This window comes from Thermaerobacter subterraneus DSM 13965 (assembly GCF_000183545.2).
GTDB lineage: Bacteria > Bacillota > Sulfobacillia > Thermaerobacterales > Thermaerobacteraceae > Thermaerobacter > Thermaerobacter subterraneus.
The window spans coordinates 310,340-331,405 of the sequence record NZ_JH976536.1 but is presented as its reverse complement, the minus strand read 5'-3'; the positions used below and the strand labels follow the sequence as shown (position 1 = coordinate 331,405).

The window sequence follows — 21,066 nt, the reverse complement described above, 5'->3', positions numbered from 1 at the left end:
CGCACCGCGGCGCCGGCAGCGGCGCCCGTCCGGGCCGGCCCGCCGGGCTGCGGTGCCCCCGGCACCGGGGAGGGGAAAGGAGGTGGCAACATGGCGGACGAGGCCCTTTTCCAGCGGGTCAAGGCCATCATCGTGGAGCAGCTGGGGGTCGATGAAGCCAGCGTGACGCCCGAAGCCCGGTTCATCGAGGATCTGGGCGCGGACTCGCTGGACATCGTGGAGCTGATCATGGCCCTCGAAGAGGAGTTCGACCTGGAGATCCCCGACGAGGATGCAGAGAAGATCGCCACCGTAGGGGATGCGATCCAGTACATCGAGTCCCACAAGTGACCGCGCCGGGTCGCATTCCCGCGGCGGCCGGAGCGCCCCGCCCCGCGCGGGCGGGGCGCCCGCCGGCCGGAAAGGAGTGGAGGAGCCTTTATGCGGCACCGCGTGGTGATCACCGGTGTCGGGGCCGTCACGCCCCTGGGCGTCGGCGTGGAGGCCCTGTGGGAGGGGGTCCTGGCCGGCCGCTCCGGGATCCGGCGCATCAGCCGGTTCGACCCGTCCCCCTTCCCATCCCAGATTGCGGGCGAGGTGCCCGACTTCGATCCCACCGCCTTCATCGACCGCAAGGAAGCCCGGCGCATGGACCGCTTCACCCAGTTCGCCATGGCCAGTGTGGCCATGGCCCTGGCGGACGCCGGCATCGACCCGGCAGCCATGGACGGGCGGCGGCTGGGCGTGGTGATGGGGACGGGCATCGGCGGCATCGAGACCTTCGTGGAACAGGCCGCGGTGATGGCCGAGCGGGGCCCGGACCGGGTCAGCCCCTTCTTCATCCCCATGATGATCGCCAACATGGCGGCGGGCCAGGTGGCCATCCGCTACGGTGCCCGCGGGCCCAACAGCACCCTGGTGACGGCCTGTGCGGCCTCGGCCCACGCCGTGGGCGAGGCTTTCCGGATCCTCCAGCGGGGCGAGGCCGACGTGATGATCACCGGCGGTGCCGAGGCGGCCATCGTGCCCCTGGGACTGGCCGGGTTCTGCGCCATGAAGGCCCTCTCCACCCGCAACGATGCGCCGGAGGCCGCGTCCCGGCCCTTTGATCGCGGCCGCGACGGGTTCGTCATGGCGGAGGGGGCGGGGGCCCTGATCCTGGAAACCCTGGAGCATGCCCGGAAGCGGGGCGCCCGCATCTATGCCGAGATCATCGGCTACGGCACGACGGCCGACGCCCACCACATCACCCAGCCCGCCCCGGGCGGGGAAGGCGGGGCGCGGGCCATGGAGGCGGCCATGGCCGACGCCGGCGTCGACCCGGGGGACGTGGACTACATCAACGCCCACGGGACCTCCACGCCCCAGGGGGACGTGGCGGAGACCCAGGCCATCAAGCGGGTCTTTGGGGATCACGCCTACCGGCTGGCGGTCAGCTCCACCAAGTCCATGACGGGGCACCTTCTGGGCGCGGCGGGAGCGGTGGAGTCCATCCTCACCGTCCTGGCCCTACGGGACGGCGTGCTGCCGCCCACCATCAACCTGGACGATCCCGACCCGGAGTGCGACCTGGACTACGTGCCCAACCGGGCCCGGCCCCGGGCCATCCGCGTGGCGCTGTCCAACTCCTTCGGCTTCGGGGGCCAGAACGCGTGCCTGGCCTTCCGGCGCTACGAGGCGGGGGCGGAGGAACGTGGCGCTTGATCGCCCGCAGGATGGGTCCACCGCCCCGGCCGGTGGGGCCGGTGCCCCTGTCGCCGGTTCGGCCGTGCCCGCCGGCGCCGCGGCTGCCGGCCGGCCGGCCGGGACGGCGGGCGGCGGCGGGATGAACCCGGCCGGGCCGGCGCTGGCCGGCGAGCCCTTCCCTGGGGGAGGGCAGGCGCCCCCAGCGGGGGCGGCGCGGGCGGACGACAGAGAGACCCGGTTCCCGCGGGCAGGGGACCCGGGCTGGGTGGAGGCCGTGGCCGCCTTGACGGGGGTGGCGCCGGCCCGGCCCGAGCCCTTCCTGGAGGCGCTGACCCACGCCTCCTACCGGTCCGAGCATCCCGATACGGCCGGGCCCGACAACGAGCGGCTGGAATTCCTGGGGGACGCCGTGCTCAATCTTTGCGTGACGGACTACATCTTCCGCACCTACCCCCAGCGGCCGGAAGGGGAGCTCAGCAAGCTGCGGGCGGCGGTGGTCCGGGCCGAGACCCTGGCCGCCACGGCGCAGCGCCTGGGCCTGGGGGAACTGTTGCGCCTGGGGCGGGGCGAGGAGGCCACGGGAGGCCGGCAGCGGCCCTCGGTGCTGGCCGACGCCTACGAGGCCATGGTGGCCGCGGTCTACCTGCAGGAGGGGCTGGAGGGCGCCCGGGCCTTCATCCTGCGCACCCTGGGCGACGACATCCGGCGCTTGGCGGAGAGCTCAGGGGCTTGTGACGACCCCAAGACGGCCCTGCAGGAACTGTCCCGCCGCCTGGGCCTGGGGGAGCCCACCTACCGGGTCGTCGGTGCGGCCGGCCCCGAGCACGACCCGCGCTACACCGTGGAAGTGCGGGTGGGCGGCCGGCCCCTGGCCCAGGCCGTCGGGCGGAGCAAGAAGGTGGCCGAGCGGGAAGCGGCCCGCATGGCCCTGGCCGGGCTGGAAGAGCCGGCCGGCCCCGGGGCCGCCGCCCCGGAGCGGGAGGGGACCGCCTGACCTGGAGCCGGCACCTCCGCTCCGGCACCGGGCACCGGCCGGAGCGCCCGCCGGTGGCGCCTGCGGCCTGCCCCCGGCCCCGAAGGGGGCAGGACCGGGTTCCTGCGCGGCCCGGCGGGGTCGCCCGCCCCGCACCCGGCCGGCCCCGAACCACCGGCGTCCGGTGCCGGGCGGGACCCGGTACGGTGCAGCGCCTTTCGGTCCGCTGCCGCCGGAGCGGCGGAAGGAACCCCCTCCCATCCCGCCGAAACATCCCCCGAGACCTGCCTGCGACGAGGGTCGCCTGCGTTGCATCCGTTCAAGCACAGCCGTTTCCATGGCTCACTCTGGGGGAGGAGTCGCCGTGGTGCAGGTGCTGAGGGTCTCGGCCAACTCGCGGCCCAAGGCGGTTGCCGGGGCGCTGGCGGCGGTGCTGCGGGAAGACGGCGCCGCGGAGGTGCAGGCTATCGGGGCGGGGGCCGTCAACCAGGCGGTCAAGGCCATCGCCATCACCCGGGGGTACGTGGCGCCCAACGGCATCGACCTCGTGGTGATCCCGGCCTTTGCCGACATCGAGATCGACGGCCAGCAGCGCACGGCCATCAAGTTCATCATCGAGCCCCGCTAGCCATCGCCCGGTGCCCCGGGGACGCGCCCGGGGCCGGGTTCGTCCTACGACCTGCCCGTTGGACCCGGTGCCACGGCAGGTTTTTTTCTGTCGGGAGGCGGCCATGTACCTGAAACGGCTGGAGCTTTACGGGTTCAAGTCCTTCGCCGACCGCACGCGGCTGGAGTTCGGCCCGGGGATCACGGCCATCGTCGGCCCCAACGGCAGCGGCAAGAGCAACCTGGTCGACGCCGTGCGCTGGGTCCTGGGGGAGCAGAGCGCCCGCCAGCTGCGCGGCAGCAGGATGGAGGACGTGATCTTCGCCGGTACGGCCACCCGCAAGGGAGTGGGGCTGGCCGAGGTGGTGCTGGTCCTGGACAACGAGGACGGCCGGCTGCCCATCGACTACACCGAGGTGACGGTGGCGCGGCGGGTCGACCGGGCCGGGGGCAGCGACTACCTGCTCAACGGGCAGCGGGTGCGCCTGCGGGACGTGCAGGAACTGCTCTACGACACCGCCATCGGCCGGGAAGCCTACTCGGTGGTGGGGCAGGGCAAGATCGACGAGATCCTCAGCGCCCGGGACGAGGACCGCCGCGGGCTGCTGGAGGAGGCGGCGGGCATCACCCGCTTCAAGGTGCGCAAGAAGGAGGCGCTGCGCCGGCTGGAAGACGCCGAGCACCGCCTGCTCCGCCTGGGGGACATCCTGCGCGAGCTGGAAGACCGCCTGGACGGCCTGACGGAGCAGGCCCGCCGGGCCCACCTCTACCGGCAGTGGCGGGACGAGCTGGTCGACCTGGAGGCCCGCATGGTCACGGCGCAGGCCGTCCAGGCCCAGCGGCGCCTGGCGGACCATGCCCGGCGGCTTGAGGCCGTGCGGCAGCAGGTGGCCGCCGCCCGCCGCCGGCTGGAGGAGGCCGGGGCGGCCCGGGACGCCCTGCGCGCCCAGGTCCGGCACCAGGAGCAGCAGGTGGAGGCGGCCCAGGCGGCCCTGGCCGAGGCCGAGCGGGCCCTGGAGGCGGTGCGCACCCGCCTGGCGGTGCTGGATGAGCGGGCCGCCCAGCTGGCGAGCCGGGAGCAGGAGCTGGGCCGGCGGGCAGAGGAACTGGCGGCCCAGCGCCAGGCCGGGGCCGCGGGTGCCGAGGAGGCTGCCCGCCGTCACCAGGCCCTGCTGGCCGAGCTGGAGGCGGCACGGCAGGCTGAGCAGGAAGCCCGGTCCGCGGTGGCGGAAGCGGGGGCGGCCGTGGCCCGGGCGGAAGAGGCGCTGGCCGCGGCCCGAGAGGCGCACCTGGAGGCCTTGCAGGAACTCAGCCGGCTGCGCAACGAGCAGCAGGCCCGCCAGCGGGAGCAGGCCCAGGCCGCCCAGCGGGCCGAGCGCCTGCGCCAGCGCCTGGAGGGGCTCGAAGCCGAGGCCCGGCGCCTGGCCGAGGAGGAGGCCGCCGTCGAGGCGGAGCTGGAGCGCCTGGCGGCGGCCGCCGCGGAGGCCGCCCGCCGGGAGGAGGCGGCGCGCCGCGCCCTGGAGGCGGCCCAGGCGGAGGCCCGGGCTGCGGGCCGGGAGGCCCAGCAGCTGCGCCAGCAGGCGGGGGAGGCCTCGTCCCGGCTGCGGGTGCTGGAGGAGATGGAACGGGAGCACGAGGGCTTCTTTGCCGGCGTCCGGGCCGTGCTGGCCGGCCGGGATGGGGGCGATCCGGCGTACCGGGAGGTCATCGGCGCCGTCGCGGAACTGATCCAGGTGGAGCCGCGCCTGGAGCGGGCGGTGGAGGTCGCCTTGGGGCCGGCCCTGCAGCACCTGATCACGCGGACGGCGGCGGGGGCCGAGGCGGCCATCGAGGCGCTGAAGCGTGCCCGGGCCGGGCGGGCCACCTTCCTGCCCCTGGACACCATCCGTCCCTCGGCCCCGGCCGATGCCGATCGCCGTCTGGACCACCAGCCGGGCGCTGTGGCCTGGGGCATCGACGCGGTCCGGTTCGATCCCGCCCTGCGGCCCGCCCTGGCCAACCTGCTGGGCCGGATCCTGATCGCGGAAGACCTGCCCGCAGCCCGCCGGCTGGCGGCGGCCAGCGGCTACCGGTACCGGATCGTCACCCTGGAAGGCGACGTGATCCATCCCGGCGGCGCCATGACCGGCGGCCATGACAGCCGCCGGCAGGAGTCCGCCGGCCTTCTGGCCCGGCGGCGCCAGGTGGAGGCCCTGCGGCAGCGGGTCCAGCAGCTGGCCGGGGCCCTGGAGCAGGTGGAAGACCGCCGCCGCAGGGCGGAGGACGCGGCCGCCCGGGCCGCTGCGGATTTGGAGGCCGCGCGCCAGCAGCGGCAGCAGGGGGCGGTGAGCCGGGCCCGGCTGGAGCAGCAGCGCCAGGCCGCCGCCCAGCAACGTCAGCGGCTGGAGCGCACCATGGCCGACGTGCAGTCCGAGCTGGAGGAACTGGCGGTCCCGGCCAGGGACGGCGGCGGGCCGGCGCCGGACCAGGTGGAAGCGGCCGAGGCCCGGGCCCGGGAGGCCGCCGCGGCGGTGGCTGCAGCGGAAACGGCCCTTCAGCAGGCCCGGGCCCGGCGGGACCAGGTGACCGGCGACCTGGCTCGGGCCACGGCCCGGGTGGAGGGCCTCACCCGGGAGGGGAGGCTTCTGGCCGAGCAGCTGGTGCGGGCGCGCCAGGAGGCCCGGCGCCTGGAACTGGACGAAGACCGGCGCCGGGAGGAGGCGGCCCAGCTGGCCCGGGAACAGGCGGAGGTGGCCGCCCAGCGGCAGCGGCTCCAGGAGGCGGTGGCCGAGGGCGAGGCCCGGGTGGCCGCCTGCCGCCAGGCGCTGGCCGAAGCCCGGGAGGCCCGGGCCCGGCTGGCGGCCCGGCTGGACGCGGTGGAAGGGGAGTCGGTGGCCGCCCGGGCCGAGCTGGACCGGCTGTCGGACGAGCTGCGGCGGCTGGAGGTGGAGGCGGCCAGGCTGGAGAGCGAGCGGGACCGGCTGGTCGCCCGGCTGGCCGAGGACTTCGGCGTCCAGGAGGTGCCCGACGAACCCCCGGCAGGCTGGCAGGAGGGGGAGCGGCGGGTGGCCGAGCTGCGGCGGCGCATGGCGGCCCTGGGCGAGGTCAACCTGGCGGCGGTGGAGGAACACGAGCGGGTTTGCCAGCGGTACGCCTTCCTGGAGCGCCAGTACCGCGACCTGCAGCAGGCCCGCGAGGCGCTGCGCGCCGTCCTGGCCGAGATGGACCGGGAGATGGAGCGCATCTTCCGGGTGACCTACGAGCGGCTGCGGGCGGAGTTCCGCCAGGTGTTCCGGGAGCTCTTCGGCGGCGGCCACGCCGACCTGATCCTGGGCGAGGGGGATGCCCTGGAGGCCGGGGTCCAGGTGGTGGCGCAGCCGCCGGGCAAGAAGCTGCAGCACCTCTCGCTGCTCTCGGGCGGCGAGCGGGCCCTGACCGCCATCGCCCTCCTGCTGGCGCTGATCCGGGTGAAGCCCACGCCCTTCTGCCTGCTGGACGAGATCGACGCCGCCCTGGACGACCGCAACGTGGACCGGTTCGCCCGTTACCTGCGGCGGTTCAGCGGCACGCAGTTCATCGTGATCACCCACCAGAAGGGGACCATGGCCGCTGCGGATACCCTCTACGGGGTGACCATGCCCGAGTCGGGGGTGTCGCGGGTGGTGTCGGTGCGCCTGGCCGAGGTGGCCGCCGCGGGCGAGGGCGAAGGGCGCGGGGCGGTCCCCGGTGCGGCCGGGAGCGAGAGGGAAGCCCGCCGGCCGGCCGGTGCCGAGGAGCAGGCCGGCGGGACCGCCCCCGGCCGGGAGGAGGCGGGTCGAGGCCCGAGCCCCGCGGGTGCGACCCGCCAGGGAGCCATGGAGGTCGCGGGGGATTGAACGCCTCTTCAGAGAGGAAGGTCGGACCGTGATCTGGAGCAAGCTCAAGGCGGGCCTGGCCCGGACCCGGGAGCAGCTGGCCGGCCGGATCCGGGCCGTGGTCCAGGGCGCGGCCCTGGATGAAGCCCTGTTTGAAGAGCTGGAGGCCGTGCTGATCACCGCCGACGTGGGGGTGGCCACCACCCAGCGGCTGCTGGAGCGGCTGCGGGAGCGGGTGCGGGCGGAGGGGGTGCGGGATGCCGCCGCCGTGCCGGGACTCCTGGCCGAGGAGATGCGGGGCATGCTGGAAGCGGTGGCCGCGCCGCCCGCGGCGCCGGGCCGGGGCCCCGGTCCCCTGGTGATCCTGGTGGTAGGGGTCAACGGCAGCGGCAAGACCACCACCGTGGGCAAGCTGGCGGCCCGGTATCGCCAGGAGGGGTGGAAGGTGGTGGTGGGGGCGGCCGACACCTTCCGCGCCGCGGCCATCGACCAGCTGGAGCGCTGGTGCCAGCGGGCGGGGGCCGACCTGGTGCGCCAGCACCCGGGAGCCGATCCGGCGGCGGTGGCCTTCGACGCCCTGCAGGCGGCCCAGGCCCGGGGTGCCGACGTGCTGCTGGTCGACACGGCCGGCCGGCTGCATACCCGGGTCAACCTGATGGAAGAACTCCGCAAGACGCAACGGGTCCTGCAGCGCCTGGATCCCACGGCGCCCCATGAGGTGCTGCTGGTGCTGGACGCCACCACGGGCCAGAACGCCCTGGCCCAGGCACGGCACTTCACCGAGGCCGTGGGCGTGACCGGCATCGTCCTGACCAAGCTGGACGGAACGGCGCGGGGCGGCATGGTGGTGGCCATCGCCGACCAGTTGCGGCTGCCGGTGAAGTGGGTGGGTACCGGCGAGGGGGCCGACGACCTGGCGCCCTTCGACCCGGGCGAGTTCACCCGGGCCCTCTTCGAGGGCACGCCGGCCGGCGCGGGGGCCTGAGGGCTCGAGGAAAGAAACCTGGCTGCCGGCGCGGCCCCGCACCCGACGGGCGGCGCCCGGTGCGGTCCGGCGCCCTTTATTCCGGCGGGGGCGGCCTCACGGCCTCACGGCTCTTTCAGGCCTGTCACCTGCCGGGGATGTGTCAAGGATTTTTGCTTGACACGCTGCCCGGGGTGGCGTACCATGGCGGGCGGTGCAGCCACCGGATTGGCCCAGGTCGACGAGGAGGCGCGATCATGCCCGACGCCAGGGCTCCGGGCCGCAGGCCCCGATCCACCGGCGGGACGAACCCGGCGGCCGCCGGGGGCGCCGGACCGGCGGAGCCGGCACCGCCGGCGGCGGGCCCGGCACGGGCAGGCGCCGGGGAAGGGGCCGGCGGCGGCAGGCCGGGACCGGGCGAAGGGGCGGCCGCTGCGCTGGAGCCCCTGGAGCGGACCTTGCGCCTGCACCGCCTCTACGACCTCTACCGGGGGCTGCTCACACCCCGCCAGCAGGATGTCTTCGAGCTGTACCACTGGCAGGACCTCTCCCTGGGGGAGGTGGCCGAGCACCTGGGCATCTCCCGCCAGGCGGTGCACGACCTGTTGCGGCGCAGCGAGGCCTTGCTGGAGGAAGCGGAAGGCGTCCTGGGGCTGGGGGCGTGGCGGCAGCGGGCGGCCGGCCACCTGGACCGCCTGGAGGCCGCTCTGGGTGCTGCCGCGGCGGCGGCCGGGGCGGGTGGACCGGCCGGGAGGCCTCTTCAAGAGGCGCTGGCCATCGTGCAGGTGATGCGCCGCGAGCTGGAGGCGGGTCCCGTTCCCCCCGGTGCGAACCCGGGCGGGGCGGAACGGGCCAGGCCGGCACCGGCGAGGTGAGGTGTGAGCATGGCCTTCGAGGGCCTGGCGGAAAAACTGCAGGCGGTCTTCAAACGGCTGCGCGGCAAGGGGAAGCTGACCGAGGCCGACGTGGAGGCGGCCCTGCGGGAGGTACGCCTCGCCCTGCTGGAGGCCGACGTCAACTTCAAGGTGGTCAAGGACTTCATCGCCCGGGTGCGGGAACGGGCGGTGGGCCAGGAGGTCCTGGAAAGCCTGACCCCGGCCCAGCAGGTCATCAAGATCGTCCACGACGAGCTGACCCAGCTGATGGGTGGCCAGCATGCCCGGCTCGACCTGGGCGGCGAGCTGCCGGCCGTGGTGATGCTGGTCGGATTGCAGGGGTCGGGCAAGACGACCACCGCCGCCAAGCTGGCCCGGCTCCTCACCCGCCAGGGACGCCAGCCGCTGCTGGTGGCCGCCGACGTCTACCGTCCTGCGGCGGTGGAGCAGCTGGTCACTCTGGGCCAGCAGGTCCAGGTGCCCGTCTACGCGCCGGGCACCGATCGCGATCCGGTGGACATCGCCCGGGAGGGGGTGGCCGAGGCCCGGCGCCGGGGCCGGGATGTGGTGCTGATCGATACCGCCGGCCGGCTGCACATCGACGACGCCCTGATGGAGGAGCTGGAGCGCATCCGGCAGGCGGTGGCACCGCGGGAGATCCTGCTGGTGGTCGACGCCATGACCGGCCAGGACGCCGTCAACGTGGCCGAGACCTTCCACCGGCGCCTGGGCATCGACGGCGTCATCCTGACCAAGCTGGACGGCGACGCCCGGGGCGGTGCGGCCCTGTCGGTGCGGGCGGTGACGGGGCGGCCGATCAAGTTCGCCGGGCTGGGGGAGCGGGTCGACCAGCTCGAACCCTTCCACCCGGAGCGCATGGCCTCCCGCATCCTGGGCATGGGCGACGTGCTCTCGCTGATCGAGAAGGCCCAGGCGGTCTTCGACGCCCAGCAGGCCCAGCGGCTGGAGCGCAAGCTGCGGGAGCAGGCCTTCGACCTGGAGGACTTTCTCGAGCAGCTGCGCCAGGTGCGCAAGATGGGGCCGCTGGACCAGCTGCTGGCCATGATCCCGGGGCTGGGCGGCCGGCTCAAGGACGTGACGGTGGACGAGCGGGAGCTGCGCCGGATCGAGGCCATCATCCAGTCCATGACCCCCGAGGAGCGGCGGCGGCCCGAGATCATCAACGCCAGCCGCCGCCGGCGGATCGCCATGGGCAGCGGTACCCGGGTGCAGGACGTCAACCGCCTGCTCAAGCAGTTCGCCGAGACCCAGCGCCTGATGAAACAGGTGGCGGGAGCCGCCCGGCGGGGCCGGCGCGGCCTGGGCAACCTGCCCTTCCCCCGCTAGCGGGCTCCGTACCGCCGGGACCGGGGGCCGGGTCCATGGCCGGTCGGGCGGGCGACGGCGGGCTGCCGGCAGCTCCCGTCCAGCCGGCCCTCCGGGTGACGGGGCGGGCCGAATCCAAGCGTCTTCGTGAGGTGATGCTGCGTGGCGCTGCGCATGCGCCTGCGCCGGATGGGCGCCAAGAACAATCCCTTCTACCGCGTGGTGGTGGCCGACGCCCGCTCGCCGCGGGACGGCCGGTTCGTCGACGAGATCGGGTACTACAACCCCACCACCGATCCGGCCACCATCAAGATCAACGAGGAGAAGGCCATCGAGTGGCTGCGCAAGGGGGCCCAGCCCACGGACATGGTCCGGGTGCTCCTGAAGCGCACGGGCGTGCTGGAGAAGTGGCAGCAGCGGCGGGCCGGTGCTTGACAGGCGGATGCCGCCGGGCCGGCCGCGGGGCGCGGGCGCTGCGGGTGAGCTCCGGCAGCAGGGTCTTTCTCCTGCGGCGGGGCGGCCAGGGCCCGGGAGGCGATCGAGGTGACGCAGGATGAAGGAACTGGTGGAGTTTCTCGTCCGCTCCCTGGTGGACGATCCCGACCAGGTGCGGGTCAACGAGGTGGCGGGCGAGCAGACGGTGATCCTCGAGGTGCGGGTGGCCCCGGAGGACGTGGGCAAGATCATCGGCAAGCAGGGCCGCATCGCCCGCGCCATCCGCACGGTGGCCCGGGCCGTGGGCGCCCGCGCCGGCAAGCGGGTGGAAGTGGAGATCCTGGACGGGGACGGGCGGGGGACGGCCGCCCGGTAACCCTGGCTGCCGTCCTGGCGCCCTGGGGCATCCGCGGCGAGGTCAAGGTCGACCTTTTGAGCGACGACCCCCGGCGCCTGCAGCCCGGTCTGGAGGTGCTGGTGGCGCCGCCGGACGGCGGGCCCCTGCGAGCCGACCGGGTGGAATGGGCACGGCCCCACGGCCGGTTCTGGCGGGTGAAGCTGGCCGGCTGTCCCGACCGGACGGCGGCCGAGGCGTTGCGGGGCGGGCGGTTGCAGGTGCCGGAGGACCAGGTGCCGCCCCTTCCGCCCGGCCGATATTACGTCTTCCAGCTGGTAGGGCTCGACGTGGTGGACTCCGGCGGCCGGAAGGTGGGCCAGGTGCGGGATGTGCTGCGCTATCCGGCCAACGACGTCATCGTGGTGGAGGGGGACGGGGGACGGGAGTTTCTGATCCCCGCCATCCGCCAGGCCGTGGAGGCCGTCGACCTGGAGCGCGGGCGCCTGGTCCTGGGCGACTTGCCCGGCCTGCTGGACTAGCGAGGATCCCGGCCCCGCGGCCCGGTACGGCAAGGAGGCGTGGCGTGCGCATCGACGTGCTGACCCTGTTCCCGGAGATGGTGCGGGCGCCCCTGGAGACCAGCATGATGCGCAAGGCCCGGGAGCGGGGCGCGGTGCGCCTGTTCGTCCATGACCTGCGGGACTGGGCGGAGGGCAAGCACCACGTCGCCGACGACCGGCCCTTCGGGGGCGGCCCGGGGATGGTGCTGAAGCCCGAGCCCATCTTCCGGGCGGTGGACGAGCTGCTGGGTCCTGGAGGGGCCCGCAGCCGCGGACCGGGGGTGGAGTTCATCCTGCTGGCCCCCCAGGGCCGGACCCTGACCCAGCAGGTGGCGGCCGACCTGGCCCGCCGGCACTGGCTGGTCCTGCTCTGCGGCCACTACGAGGGCGTGGACGAGCGGGTGCGCCAGGCCCTGGTCACCGACGAGATCTCCATCGGCGACTACGTCCTGACCGGGGGCGAGCTGGCGGCGCTGGTGCTGATCGACGCCGTGGTCCGGCTGCTGCCCGGGGTGCTGGCGGAGGGTGCCGCGGAGCAGGACTCCTTCGCCAGCGGGCTGCTGGAGGGCCCCCAGTACACCCGCCCGCGGGTGTACCGGGGCATGGCGGTGCCCGAGATCCTGCTGTCGGGGGACCACGGGGCCGTGGCCCGCTGGCGGCGGGAGCAGGCGCTGCTGCGGACCCTGGAGCGGCGGCCCGACCTGCTAGAGAGGGCTGAGCTCACCCCCGAGGACCGGCGGTTTCTCGCCCAGGCGGCCGCCCGGCTGGGGAGGAACCGGCTGCCGGTGTGATATAATCCCGCCGTGATCGGCGCCGCCGGGCCGGCCTTGGGGCGGCAGGGCGGCAGGTCCGCGGACGGGGTGGCAGGTTCACAAGCGGGTGAAGGAGCGAGACAGGATGGACCTGATCAAGAGCCTGCAGCAGGAGTACATGAAGCAGGACGTGCCCGATTTCGGTCCGGGCGATACGGTGCGGGTGCACTTGAAGGTGAAGGAAGGCGGCCGCGAGCGGATCCAGGTCTTCGAGGGCACGGTGATCGCCCGGCGCGGGGGTGGGCTGGACGAGACCTTCACCGTCCGGCGCATCGCCTCCGGGGTCGGCGTGGAGCGGGTGTTCCCCCTGCACTCGCCGGCCATCGAGCGGATCGAGGTGACCCGGCGCGGCAAGGTGCGGCGGGCGCGGCTCAACTACCTGCGCCAGCTGCGGGGCAAGGCGGCGCGGATCAAGGAGAAGCGGTAACGGTCGCCGCGGCGGCCGGTTCATCCAGGGACTGGGTATCCAGTCCTTTTCTCGTTTTGGCCGTCCAGTCCTGGCATCCCCCGGTGCAGGGCCGGGGGCGGGCGGAGAGGAGTGACCCCCCAGGTGGCGTCGCGGGGAGGCGCCGCCCGCGAGGTCGTGCAGACCTTGCTGGTGGCGCTGGTGCTGGCGCTGGTCATACGCGGGTTCGTCATCGAATCCTTTCTGGTGGACGGCATCTCCATGGAGCCTACCCTGCACGACGGCGAGCGCCTGCTGGTGGACAAGTTGACCTACCGCTGGCACCCGCCCCAGCGCTTTGACATCGTCGTCTTCCGCTACCCGCTGGATCCGGCCCGGGATTTCGTCAAGCGGGTGATCGGCCTGCCGGGCGAGACGGTGGAGATCCGCCAGGGACAGGTCTACGTCGACGGACGCCCGCTGGAGGAACCCTATCTGAAACAGGCGGGCGAGGACTTCTACCCGCCCACCACGGTGCCGCCGGGCCACGTCTTCGTGCTGGGGGACAACCGCCCCCACTCCGATGACAGCCGCAGCGGGTGGACGGTGCCCATGCGGGACATCATCGGCAAGGCCTGGCTGGTGTATTGGCCGCCGGCGGAGGCGGGGCTGGTTCCCCACCCCTGAAGCGGGTGCCCGGCCCCGGGGTGCGGAGCGGCCGATCTCCGGGCCGTAAGGCCCCGGGCCCGGCGGGGTCACGGCCCCCCGCCGGGGTCATGGCCCCCGCGATACGGGCCGCGCCGGCCGGCGGGGCACCGGCCCGGGCATGGGGTCCCCTCCGGGCACGGGGTGTGTTCCCGGCACGGGCGCGGGGTGCGCTGGACCGGCGAGGGGCGCCCAGAGGGGGCAAGCCGCCGCCGGGACGGTGTTCGGACCCGAAGACGGGAGGGAGCCCCAGGGGCGCTTCCTCCGGCCCCGGGAAGGGGGGGGTTGGGGTGGCCGAGGGCGGTGCACTGAAGGGGCATATGGCCCGGGCGCTGCGCCAGGTACGGCGCTACCTGGAGGCGGTGGACGCCGTGGTCGAAGTGGCGGATGCCCGGGCCCCCTTTACCTCCCGTTCCCCCCAGCTGGCCGCCCTCATGGAGGGCCGGCTGCACCTGCTGGTCCTGTCCCGGGGTGACCTGGCCGATCCCGCCACCACCCGGGCCTGGGTCGACTGGTTTTCGTCCCAGGGCATCGAGCCCTACGTGGGCGAGGGACCGGGCGACGCCCGGCTGGTGAGCCGGCTGCGGCGGCGGCTGGCCCGGGCGCCGGCGGCCTTCAAGCCGCGGGTGCTGGTGGCGGGCCTGCCCAACGTGGGCAAGTCGACCCTGCTGAACAGCCTGGCGGGACGGCGGCGGGCGCGGGTGGGCGCCCAGCCGGGGGTGACCCGGGGCAAGCAATGGGTCGACCTGGGATCCTTCTGGCTGATGGACACGCCCGGCGTGCTGCCGCCCCACCTGGGCGGCACCCGGCGGCTGGTGCTGGGCGCCCTGGGGCTGGTCGGCCCCGAGCTGGCGGGGCCGGAAGAGATCGCCGCCTTCTTGCTTAAGCGGCTGGGCGGCGCGCCGGCGTTCCGGCAGGCCCTGGGCCGCTGGGGGGTCGAGGGTCCCCGGCTGCCGGCTGGCGTGCCGGGGCAGGAACCACTCGGCCCGGGTCAGGGGGGGGAGCCTCCCGGCGCCGCGCACGGGCCGGGTCCTGGGCAGCCCGCGGCCGGGCGTCCCCCGGCCGGTGGCGGGGCGGCGGGCGCCGATGGACGGGCGCTGGCCCAGGTGGTCCTGGAGCAGGTGGCGCGGCAGCGGGGCCTGCTGGGGCCGGGCGGGCAGCCCGATATCCACCGCGCCGCCGCGGTGCTGGTTGCGGCCTTTCGCGCCGGGGAGCTGGGCCGGTTCTCCCTGGAGCACCCCAGGATGCTGGCCGGTCCGGGACAGGGCGCGTGACGGCCGGCCTCCGGGAACCGAAAGGACCGGAGCCCGGTGCACGGCGGGCAGCCGGGCGCCTCAAGCCGCGCTCCCTGCCGCCGGGCCGGGCGGCAGGACTGAGCCATTGTTTGTATAAAATGGTTACATATGGCTGAAGTGCTTTCACAGAAGGAGACGGCCATGGCCTGGGGATGGCCATGCAGCGAACATGGGTCCGGCGGGTCGTGACGGGAGGCGGGGCGATGGGGAGGACAAGCCCGGCGTGAGAGCTGGCAGCCAGGACCGCAGGCCGGCGCGGGATCCGGGGGCTGGCGAAGGCAGGTTGCCCCTGGCCCGGCTGGCGGCGCGGCTGGACGAAGCCGACGATGAGCAGTTGCCCGCCCTGATCCGCCAGCTGGAGTCCGACCCCCGGGCGGGAGCCCGGATCCTGCTGCAGCGGGCCCGGCGACGGTGGCTGCGCTGGCAGCAGGCGCGGGCAAGGTGGGCCGAGCTGGCGGCGGCCCAGGACCAGGTGGCCGGCGACCTGCAGGTGGCGGGCGTCGACGAGGTGGGGCGCGGCTGCCTGGCGGGCCCGGTGGTGGCCGGCGCCGTGATCCTGCCTGCCGGTGCCCACCTGCTGGGACTGGATGACTCCAAGCGCCTGCCCCCCGCCGCCCGGGAGCAACTGGCCGCCCGCATCCGCCAGCAGGCCGTGGCCTGGGCCGTCGGCCTGGCGACGCCCCAGGAGATCGATGCCCTCAACATCTGGCATGCCACCCGCCTGGCCATGCGCCGGGCGCTGGACGCCCTGGCGGTGATGCCCCAGCGGGTGCTGGTCGACGGCCGCCCGCCGGGGGACCTGGGGTATCCCCTGGACGCCCTGGTCGACGGCGACGCCCGGTATGCGGCCATCGCCGCCGCCTCGGTGGTGGCCAAGGTTTACCGTGACGCCTGGATGAGCCGGCTCGACCGGGAGTATCCCGCCTACGGGTTCGCCCAGCACAAGGGCTATGCCACCGCCGCCCACCGCCGGGCCCTGGCACGATACGGCCCGTGTCCCGAACACCGCCGCAGCTTTCTGGGGGCGGCGGGACGATGACGGGGCCGGTTCGTCCGCCGGAGATGGGCGGGGTGCCGGGAAGGGACCGGGATCCCGGAGAAGCCGGCGGCCGTGGGGCCGTGGGGATGCCCGGGGAGGGCGGGGGGCCGGAAGGCCCGCCAAGGCCCGGGGCCGGCGGGCCGTGGCGCCCGGAAGGCGAAGCCGCGGCCCCGGACCTGTGGGCCGGCTGCGGGCGGCCCGTCCGGGGCCAGGCGCCGGGTGCGGCGCCTGGCGGCCGCCCGGTGCGGGACAACCGCCGGGAACTGGGGCGCCGGGCCGAAGAGCTGGCGGCCCGGCACCTGGCCGCCCTGGGCTACCGGATCGTCGCCCGCAACGTGCGCTGCCCGGCGGGCGAGGCGGATCTGGTCTGCCGGGAAGGGGGCGAGTGGGTGGTGGTGGAGGTACGATCCCGCCGCCGTCCGGCCCGGGGCGAGCCGTCCTTCGGCACGCCGGCCCAATCGGTGGACGGCCGCAAGTTCCGCCGGCTGGTCACGGCCGGCCAGTGGTTCCTGGCCCGGGCCGGCGTGCCCGACGCACCTTGGCGGATCGACCTGGTGGCCGTGACCTGGCCGAGCACGCCGCAAGCCGGGGAAGTTCCGGAGATCACCGTGTTCCGCCGGCTGGAGGGCGGCGCCCAGCGCTGATGCCCCCGCGGGTCCGGGAGGGTTCCGGGCGGGCCCCTGATCCCGCGGATGCCCCCAGCTGGCGGGGCGGGGGCCGGTTCTGTCTTCCGGAGACGCCGGGCTGCCGGGCTACGGGCACAGGGACCGCGGGAGTGGGCCGGGCCGGTTATCACCATCCCGGTGGAAAGCGGAACTCCGCCGCCAGTTCGATATCATCCACCGTCACCTCGTCGCGGCCTTCCAGGTCTGCCGCGGTGCGGGCCACGCGGAGGACCTTGACCAGCCCCCGGCTGGAGAGGCCAAGGCTCGCATCCCGGTAGAGGGTGTCCAGCAGGCGCCGGGCCGCAGGCCCCATGGGGGCCCAGCGCGCCGCGTCGCCCGCTTCCAGCCAGCGGTTGACGGGCGGCTGTCCCGGCGGGTGGCTCAGGCCCAGCCGGTGGAACCGGAGGGCCTGGAGCTGCCGTGCCGCCTCGACCCGCTCCCGCACGGTCCGGGAGTCCTCCCTCGGGCCGGCGGCCGTGGGGGGCAGGGCGGCACGCCGGACCCGGACCTGCAGGTCGATGCGGTCCAGCAGGGGGCCCGACAGGGCCTGCCGGTACCGGGCCACCTGCCGCTCCGAGCAGTGGCAGCGGCCACCGGGCTGGCCACAAGGGCAGGGGTTGGCCGTAGCGACCAGCTGGAAGGCGGCGGGGAAGCGCTCGGCGCCGGCCAGCCGCGCCACGGTGACATGGCCCGCCTCCAGCGGCTCCCGCAGAGCCTCGAGGGTCTCCCGGCGGAATTCGGCCAGTTCGTCCAGAAGCAGTACGCCCCGGTGGGCCAGGCTGGCTTCGCCGGGCCGGGGGACCTTGCCCCCGCCCACCATGGCGGCCACCGGAGTGGCATGATGGGGTGCGCGCAGCGGCGGGCGCTGGATCAGGCCGGCGCCGGGCGGGAGCTGGCCGGCCACCGAGTGGATGGCCGTCACCTCGATGGCCGCCTCGCCGTCCAGCGGCGGCAGCAGGCCGGGCAGGCACGAGGCCAGCAGCGTCTTGCCGGCCCCAGGCGGGCCCAGCAGCAGCAGGTGATGCCCGCCGGCGGCGGCCAGTTCCAGGGCCCGGCGGGCCCAGGGCTGGCCGCGCACGGACGCCAGGTCGGGCAGGGGCGCCGGGGGGCCTGGAGCGCCGGGGTCGCCAGCGGCTTCCGGCAGCGGTACCGGCGGAGGCAGGACGGGTCCCGCCAGCCAGTCCAGCAGGTCGTCCAGGCGCCGGGCGGGCAGCGGCCGGATCCCGGGCAAAAGGGCCACCTCCCTCGCGTTGGCGGCGGGGCAGACCAGGTGGGTCACTCCCTGCTGGCGGGCCGCCACGGCCATGGACAGGGCGCCCCGCACCGGCCGCACCGATCCGTCCAGCCCCAGCTCGCCGAAGACGGCCCACCCCGGCGGGGGCGCCGGGGCCTGACCGCTGGCCGCCAGCAGTCCCAAGGCGACGGCCAGGTCCAGGGACGTGCCTTCCTTGGGCAGGTCGGCGGGGCTCAGGCTGACGGTGATGCGGTGGAGGGGGAAGCGCCGGCCCGACGCGCGGACGGCAGCCCGGACCCTCTCTCTCGCCTCCCGCACCGCCGTCGAGGGCAACCCCACGACGACAAAGTGAGGAAGGCCGCGGTCGACCACGGTCTCGACCAGCACGGGCATGGCGCGCCAGCCGGTGCAGGCCAGGCCCAGGATGGTGGATGCGCCAAAGGCCCAAGGCGGAGGGCCGCCGCCCTCTCCGGCCTCCCACGCCCCCCGGCTCTCCGGGGCGGGGAGCACCGCCTCCTCCGTATCCGGCACGGGCCTCACCTCCCCCTTGACCACGGTGCTCGCGTGATGTAATTATATGGTGTAAAGGTAAACAATGGCAACCCCCGGCGCGGTGGCAGGGGGCCGGGGCATGGGGCGGTAGGGGAGGGCGTATACATGCCCCGGCGGCGGAGGTGGGATCCATGGCGCCGGGGCGCTGGCGGTGGACGCTGGTCGGCTCGGTGGTACTGCTCTTTGCCCTGGCCTGGTGGGGCGGGGGCCCGGCCCAGCCCACAGGCCAGCGGCCGCCCGGGCAGCCTGGCGGCCGCTGGGTGGAGAGCGTGCCCGCTCTGCCCGCCTCCCTCGATCCGGCCCGCGCCCGGTCCGAGGTGGAGGTCCGGGTGGCCTCCCTGCTCTATGAGGGCCTGGTCCGCCTGGGCCCCGACGGGAAGATCCGGCCGGCCCTGGCGCGGCGCTGGGAAGTGGGCGACGGCGGCCGGCGGTACGTCTTCTGGCTTCGCCCCGGCCTGCGCTTCCACAACGGGAGACCGCTGACGGCGGCGGATGTGGTCTTCAGCCTGACACGGCTGGCCGATCCGCGGCATCCTGCACCGCGGGCCTGGGTCCTGGAAGGGGTGGAGGGCGTTTCTGAATACCGGCTGGGACATGCTCCCGCCATCCGCGGCATCCGGGCGCTGGGGCCCGATCGGGTGGAAATCCGCCTCAGCGGGCCCCGGCCGGCCTTTATGTACCGCCTGGCCACGCCGGGGGCCGCCGTCCTGGATGCCGAGACGGTCCGGGCGTCCGGCAGCGGTGCCTTCCCAGCGGTGGGGCTGGGCCCCTTCCGGCTGGTGGCGCAGGAGGGCCGGGAGCTGCGGCTGGCGGCCTTTCCGGACTACTACAGGGGCCGGCCGTACCTGGACGAGGTACGGCTGGTGGCCGGCGGTCCGCGTTCCCAGGTCCTCAGCGCCTTTGCCGCAGGCCGGCTCTCCGCCATCCGGCTGCTGCCCCACGAGGTGCGGGAGCTGGCGGCCCGGGGGTGGGCGGGACCCCAGTGGCCGGCAGACCTGCCGGCAACGGTCTGGATCGACGTCAACGGGGCCCGGCCGCCCCTGGACCGGCCCGCTGTGCGGCAGGCCCTGGCTTACGCCACCGACCGCGAGACCCTGATCGCCGGCCTGGCGCCCGGCGGCTACCGCCTGGCCGAGGGCTGGCTGCCGCCCGGCTGGCCGGGCTTCCGGCGCACGCCGGTGCTTCCGCCCTACCGGGTTCTGGAGGCCCGGGCCGCCCTGGAGCGGGCCGGCCTGAAGCCCGGTACCACGCTGCGCTGGCTGCAGCCCGGCGATCCCTTCTGGGCGGCGGTGTCGGGGCGCCTGGACTACCTGCTGGGCCGGGCCGGCCTGGAACTGGATGTGGCCACCGTGGCCTACGCCGACTTTCCCCCGGCCGCAGGCCGGCGGGCGCCCTATCACCTGGCACCCCGGACCCTGTGGGCCGAGTATCCCGACCCGGAGGCCGTCTTCCTGCCCTGGCTGGGCGGGGCGGAGGGCGGGCCGGCCGCGGCGCAGGATCCGGCGGTCCGGCAGGCCCTGGGTGAGCTGCTGACGGCTTCGGGACGCCGGCGGGGCGAAGCGGCTGCACGGCTCGACCGCACCCTGCTGGAGGCGATAGCGGGCCTGCCCCTCTACCACCCCGTGGCGGTCTGGGCGGTGCAGCCGGGAGTGCGCGGGTTCGTCCCCTCGCCCTTCCCCCAGGGGGCCGACCTCTGGGCCGTGTCCCTGGAAGAACCGGCCCGGTAGACCGAACGCACGCACCGGCGCCGGGGCGCAGGCCGCCGGGGCGCAGGCCGGCCGCGGGGACAAGTCCCACGACACCCTGGCCGAAAAGATCCGCCAATCCGGCACGATCCGCCAACCCGAGGAGGAATGGCCCGTGGACCCTGCCCACGCGTGGATGGGCCTGCTCGCCCTGCCGGGTCTCGGCCGGCAGCGAGCCCGGCAGCTCGCTGCAGCGCTGGGCGGCCCGGTACCGGCCTGGGAGGCCCCCGATTCCGCCTGGCGCGAGGTGGGCGCCGCGCCGGCAGGCGTGCTGGAGCGGGCCCTGGAGGCCCGCCGGCGCACCGATCCCGCGGTGCTGGCCGGAAGGGCGCGAGCCGTGGGCGTTCACTGGCTGAGCTGGGAAGATCCCGCCTACCCGCGGCGGCTGCGCGAGGTGGCCGATCCGCCGCTCATCCTTTATTACAGGGGGCGGTTGCCCTCCCAGGCGGTGCCCTGGGTGGCCGTGGTGGGTTCGCGCAAGGCCTCGGCGTACGGGACCCAGGTGGCCTTCCGGCTGGCCGCCGACATGGCGGCGGCGGGCTGGGTGGTGGTGTCGGGCCTGGCCGTGGGCATCGACGGCGCCGCCCACCGGGGGGCCCTGTCCGGCGGCGGGGTGACGGTGGCCGTCCTGGGCCACGGGCCCGACCGGGTCTATCCCGAGGAGCACCGCCCGCTGGCGGCCCAGGTGGCGGCCCGGGGCTGGCTGGTGTCGGAGTACCCGCCGGGGACGCCGGCGGAGGCCTTCCGCTTCCCCGAGCGAAACCGCATCCTGGCCGGCCTGTGCGACGGCGTGGTGGTGGTGGAGGCCGCCCCGCGCAGCGGGGCTCTGGTGACCGCCGATCTGGCCCTCGATGCCGGCAGGGCGGTGATGGCGGTGCCGGGTCCCGTGACGCGGCGCCAGGGTCAGGGGATCCTGGAGCTGTTGCGGGCGGGGGCACCGCCGGTGGCAGGGCTGGAGGACGTGAAGGCGGTCCTGGCCGGACAAGGCTGGCCGGACTCGCCTTGGGCCGGGGCTGCCGGCTCGTCCTGAAGGCGTCACCAGGAAATGCCACTGCGCGTT

At 75.1% G+C, this 21,066-nt stretch carries 20 protein-coding genes; 19 read left to right on the top strand and 1 reads right to left on the bottom strand.

Annotated features, from left to right (window positions below):
• The first annotated feature begins 90 nt into the window (after positions 1 to 90).
• The 17 genes from acpP to THESUDRAFT_RS13130 all read left to right on the top strand — a co-directional run bounded on the left by acpP (position 91) and on the right by THESUDRAFT_RS13130 (position 16,454).
• Positions 91 to 330, top strand: a complete 240-nt coding sequence (gene acpP, locus THESUDRAFT_RS11680; protein WP_006905001.1) for an acyl carrier protein — start codon at positions 91 to 93, stop codon at positions 328 to 330.
• A 90-nt stretch (positions 331 to 420) separates the two neighbouring features.
• Positions 421 to 1,683 carry a beta-ketoacyl-ACP synthase II gene (fabF, locus tag THESUDRAFT_RS11675; RefSeq protein WP_006905000.1) on the top strand — a complete coding sequence of 421 codons (1,263 nt, stop codon included), beginning with the start codon at positions 421 to 423 and terminating at the stop codon, positions 1,681 to 1,683.
• The gene (rnc, locus tag THESUDRAFT_RS11670; RefSeq protein ID WP_242823409.1) at positions 1,673 to 2,659 is read left to right on the top strand and encodes a ribonuclease III; all 987 of its coding nucleotides are present in this window, start codon (positions 1,673 to 1,675) and stop codon (positions 2,657 to 2,659) included. The genes fabF and rnc overlap by 11 nt, the downstream gene beginning before the upstream one ends.
• Positions 2,660 to 3,005: 346 nt before the next feature.
• Positions 3,006 to 3,266 carry a stage V sporulation protein S gene (locus THESUDRAFT_RS11665; RefSeq protein ID WP_040827856.1) on the top strand — a complete coding sequence of 87 codons (261 nt, stop codon included), beginning with the start codon at positions 3,006 to 3,008 and terminating at the stop codon, positions 3,264 to 3,266.
• A 103-nt stretch (positions 3,267 to 3,369) separates the two neighbouring features.
• Positions 3,370 to 7,098, top strand: coding sequence for a chromosome segregation protein SMC (smc, locus tag THESUDRAFT_RS11660; RefSeq protein ID WP_006904997.1), 3,729 nt, complete (start codon positions 3,370 to 3,372; stop codon positions 7,096 to 7,098).
• A 28-nt stretch (positions 7,099 to 7,126) separates the two neighbouring features.
• Positions 7,127 to 8,062 carry a signal recognition particle-docking protein FtsY gene (ftsY, locus tag THESUDRAFT_RS11655; RefSeq protein WP_006904996.1) on the top strand — a complete coding sequence of 312 codons (936 nt, stop codon included), beginning with the start codon at positions 7,127 to 7,129 and terminating at the stop codon, positions 8,060 to 8,062.
• 236 nt (positions 8,063 to 8,298) lie between these two features.
• A complete protein-coding gene (locus THESUDRAFT_RS12545; RefSeq protein WP_006904995.1) occupies positions 8,299 to 8,916 on the top strand; it encodes a sigma factor-like helix-turn-helix DNA-binding protein in 618 nt (205 codons plus the stop codon).
• Positions 8,917 to 8,925: 9 nt separating this feature from the next.
• The gene (ffh, locus tag THESUDRAFT_RS11645) at positions 8,926 to 10,263 is read left to right on the top strand and encodes a signal recognition particle protein (protein WP_006904994.1); all 1,338 of its coding nucleotides are present in this window, start codon (positions 8,926 to 8,928) and stop codon (positions 10,261 to 10,263) included.
• A gap of 141 nt (positions 10,264 to 10,404) precedes the next feature.
• Complete coding sequence (gene rpsP / locus THESUDRAFT_RS11640; protein WP_006904993.1) at positions 10,405 to 10,677, top strand: 30S ribosomal protein S16; 273 nt, start codon at positions 10,405 to 10,407, stop codon at positions 10,675 to 10,677.
• Positions 10,678 to 10,795: 118 nt separating this feature from the next.
• A complete protein-coding gene (locus THESUDRAFT_RS11635; protein WP_006904992.1) occupies positions 10,796 to 11,053 on the top strand; it encodes a KH domain-containing protein in 258 nt (85 codons plus the stop codon).
• A gap of 2 nt (positions 11,054 to 11,055) precedes the next feature.
• A complete protein-coding gene (gene rimM, locus THESUDRAFT_RS11630; RefSeq protein ID WP_040827851.1) occupies positions 11,056 to 11,553 on the top strand; it encodes a ribosome maturation factor RimM in 498 nt (165 codons plus the stop codon).
• 44 nt (positions 11,554 to 11,597) lie between these two features.
• On the top strand, positions 11,598 to 12,365 hold the full coding sequence (gene trmD, locus THESUDRAFT_RS11625) for a tRNA (guanosine(37)-N1)-methyltransferase TrmD (protein ID WP_006904990.1): 768 nt from the start codon (positions 11,598 to 11,600) through the stop codon (positions 12,363 to 12,365).
• Positions 12,366 to 12,471: 106 nt separating this feature from the next.
• Positions 12,472 to 12,813, top strand: coding sequence for a 50S ribosomal protein L19 (gene rplS / locus THESUDRAFT_RS11620; RefSeq protein WP_006904989.1), 342 nt, complete (start codon positions 12,472 to 12,474; stop codon positions 12,811 to 12,813).
• A gap of 123 nt (positions 12,814 to 12,936) precedes the next feature.
• Positions 12,937 to 13,458, top strand: coding sequence for a signal peptidase I (lepB, locus tag THESUDRAFT_RS11615; RefSeq protein ID WP_006904988.1), 522 nt, complete (start codon positions 12,937 to 12,939; stop codon positions 13,456 to 13,458).
• 308 nt (positions 13,459 to 13,766) lie between these two features.
• Positions 13,767 to 14,750 (top strand): YlqF/YawG family GTPase, encoded by a 984-nt coding sequence (locus THESUDRAFT_RS11610; protein ID WP_006904987.1) that lies wholly within the window; start codon positions 13,767 to 13,769, stop codon positions 14,748 to 14,750.
• A gap of 244 nt (positions 14,751 to 14,994) precedes the next feature.
• Positions 14,995 to 15,810 (top strand): ribonuclease HII, encoded by an 816-nt coding sequence (locus THESUDRAFT_RS11605; RefSeq protein WP_006904986.1) that lies wholly within the window; start codon positions 14,995 to 14,997, stop codon positions 15,808 to 15,810.
• Positions 15,811 to 16,052: 242 nt separating this feature from the next.
• Complete coding sequence (locus THESUDRAFT_RS13130) at positions 16,053 to 16,454, top strand: YraN family protein (RefSeq protein ID WP_207635467.1); 402 nt, start codon at positions 16,053 to 16,055, stop codon at positions 16,452 to 16,454.
• A 148-nt stretch (positions 16,455 to 16,602) separates the two neighbouring features.
• On the opposite strand, the gene THESUDRAFT_RS11595 is transcribed toward THESUDRAFT_RS13130, so the two are convergent.
• On the bottom strand, positions 16,603 to 18,240 hold the full coding sequence (locus tag THESUDRAFT_RS11595; protein ID WP_006904984.1) for a YifB family Mg chelatase-like AAA ATPase: 1,638 nt from the start codon (positions 18,238 to 18,240) through the stop codon (positions 16,603 to 16,605).
• A gap of 152 nt (positions 18,241 to 18,392) precedes the next feature.
• Here THESUDRAFT_RS11595 and THESUDRAFT_RS11590 point away from each other — a divergent pair, with 152 nt between their 5' ends.
• Positions 18,393 to 19,988 carry an ABC transporter substrate-binding protein gene (locus THESUDRAFT_RS11590; RefSeq protein ID WP_006904983.1) on the top strand — a complete coding sequence of 532 codons (1,596 nt, stop codon included), beginning with the start codon at positions 18,393 to 18,395 and terminating at the stop codon, positions 19,986 to 19,988.
• Between the two features lie 133 nt (positions 19,989 to 20,121).
• Positions 20,122 to 21,036 carry a DNA-processing protein DprA gene (dprA, locus tag THESUDRAFT_RS11585; protein WP_006904982.1) on the top strand — a complete coding sequence of 305 codons (915 nt, stop codon included), beginning with the start codon at positions 20,122 to 20,124 and terminating at the stop codon, positions 21,034 to 21,036.
• Positions 21,037 to 21,066: the final 30 nt, after the last annotated feature.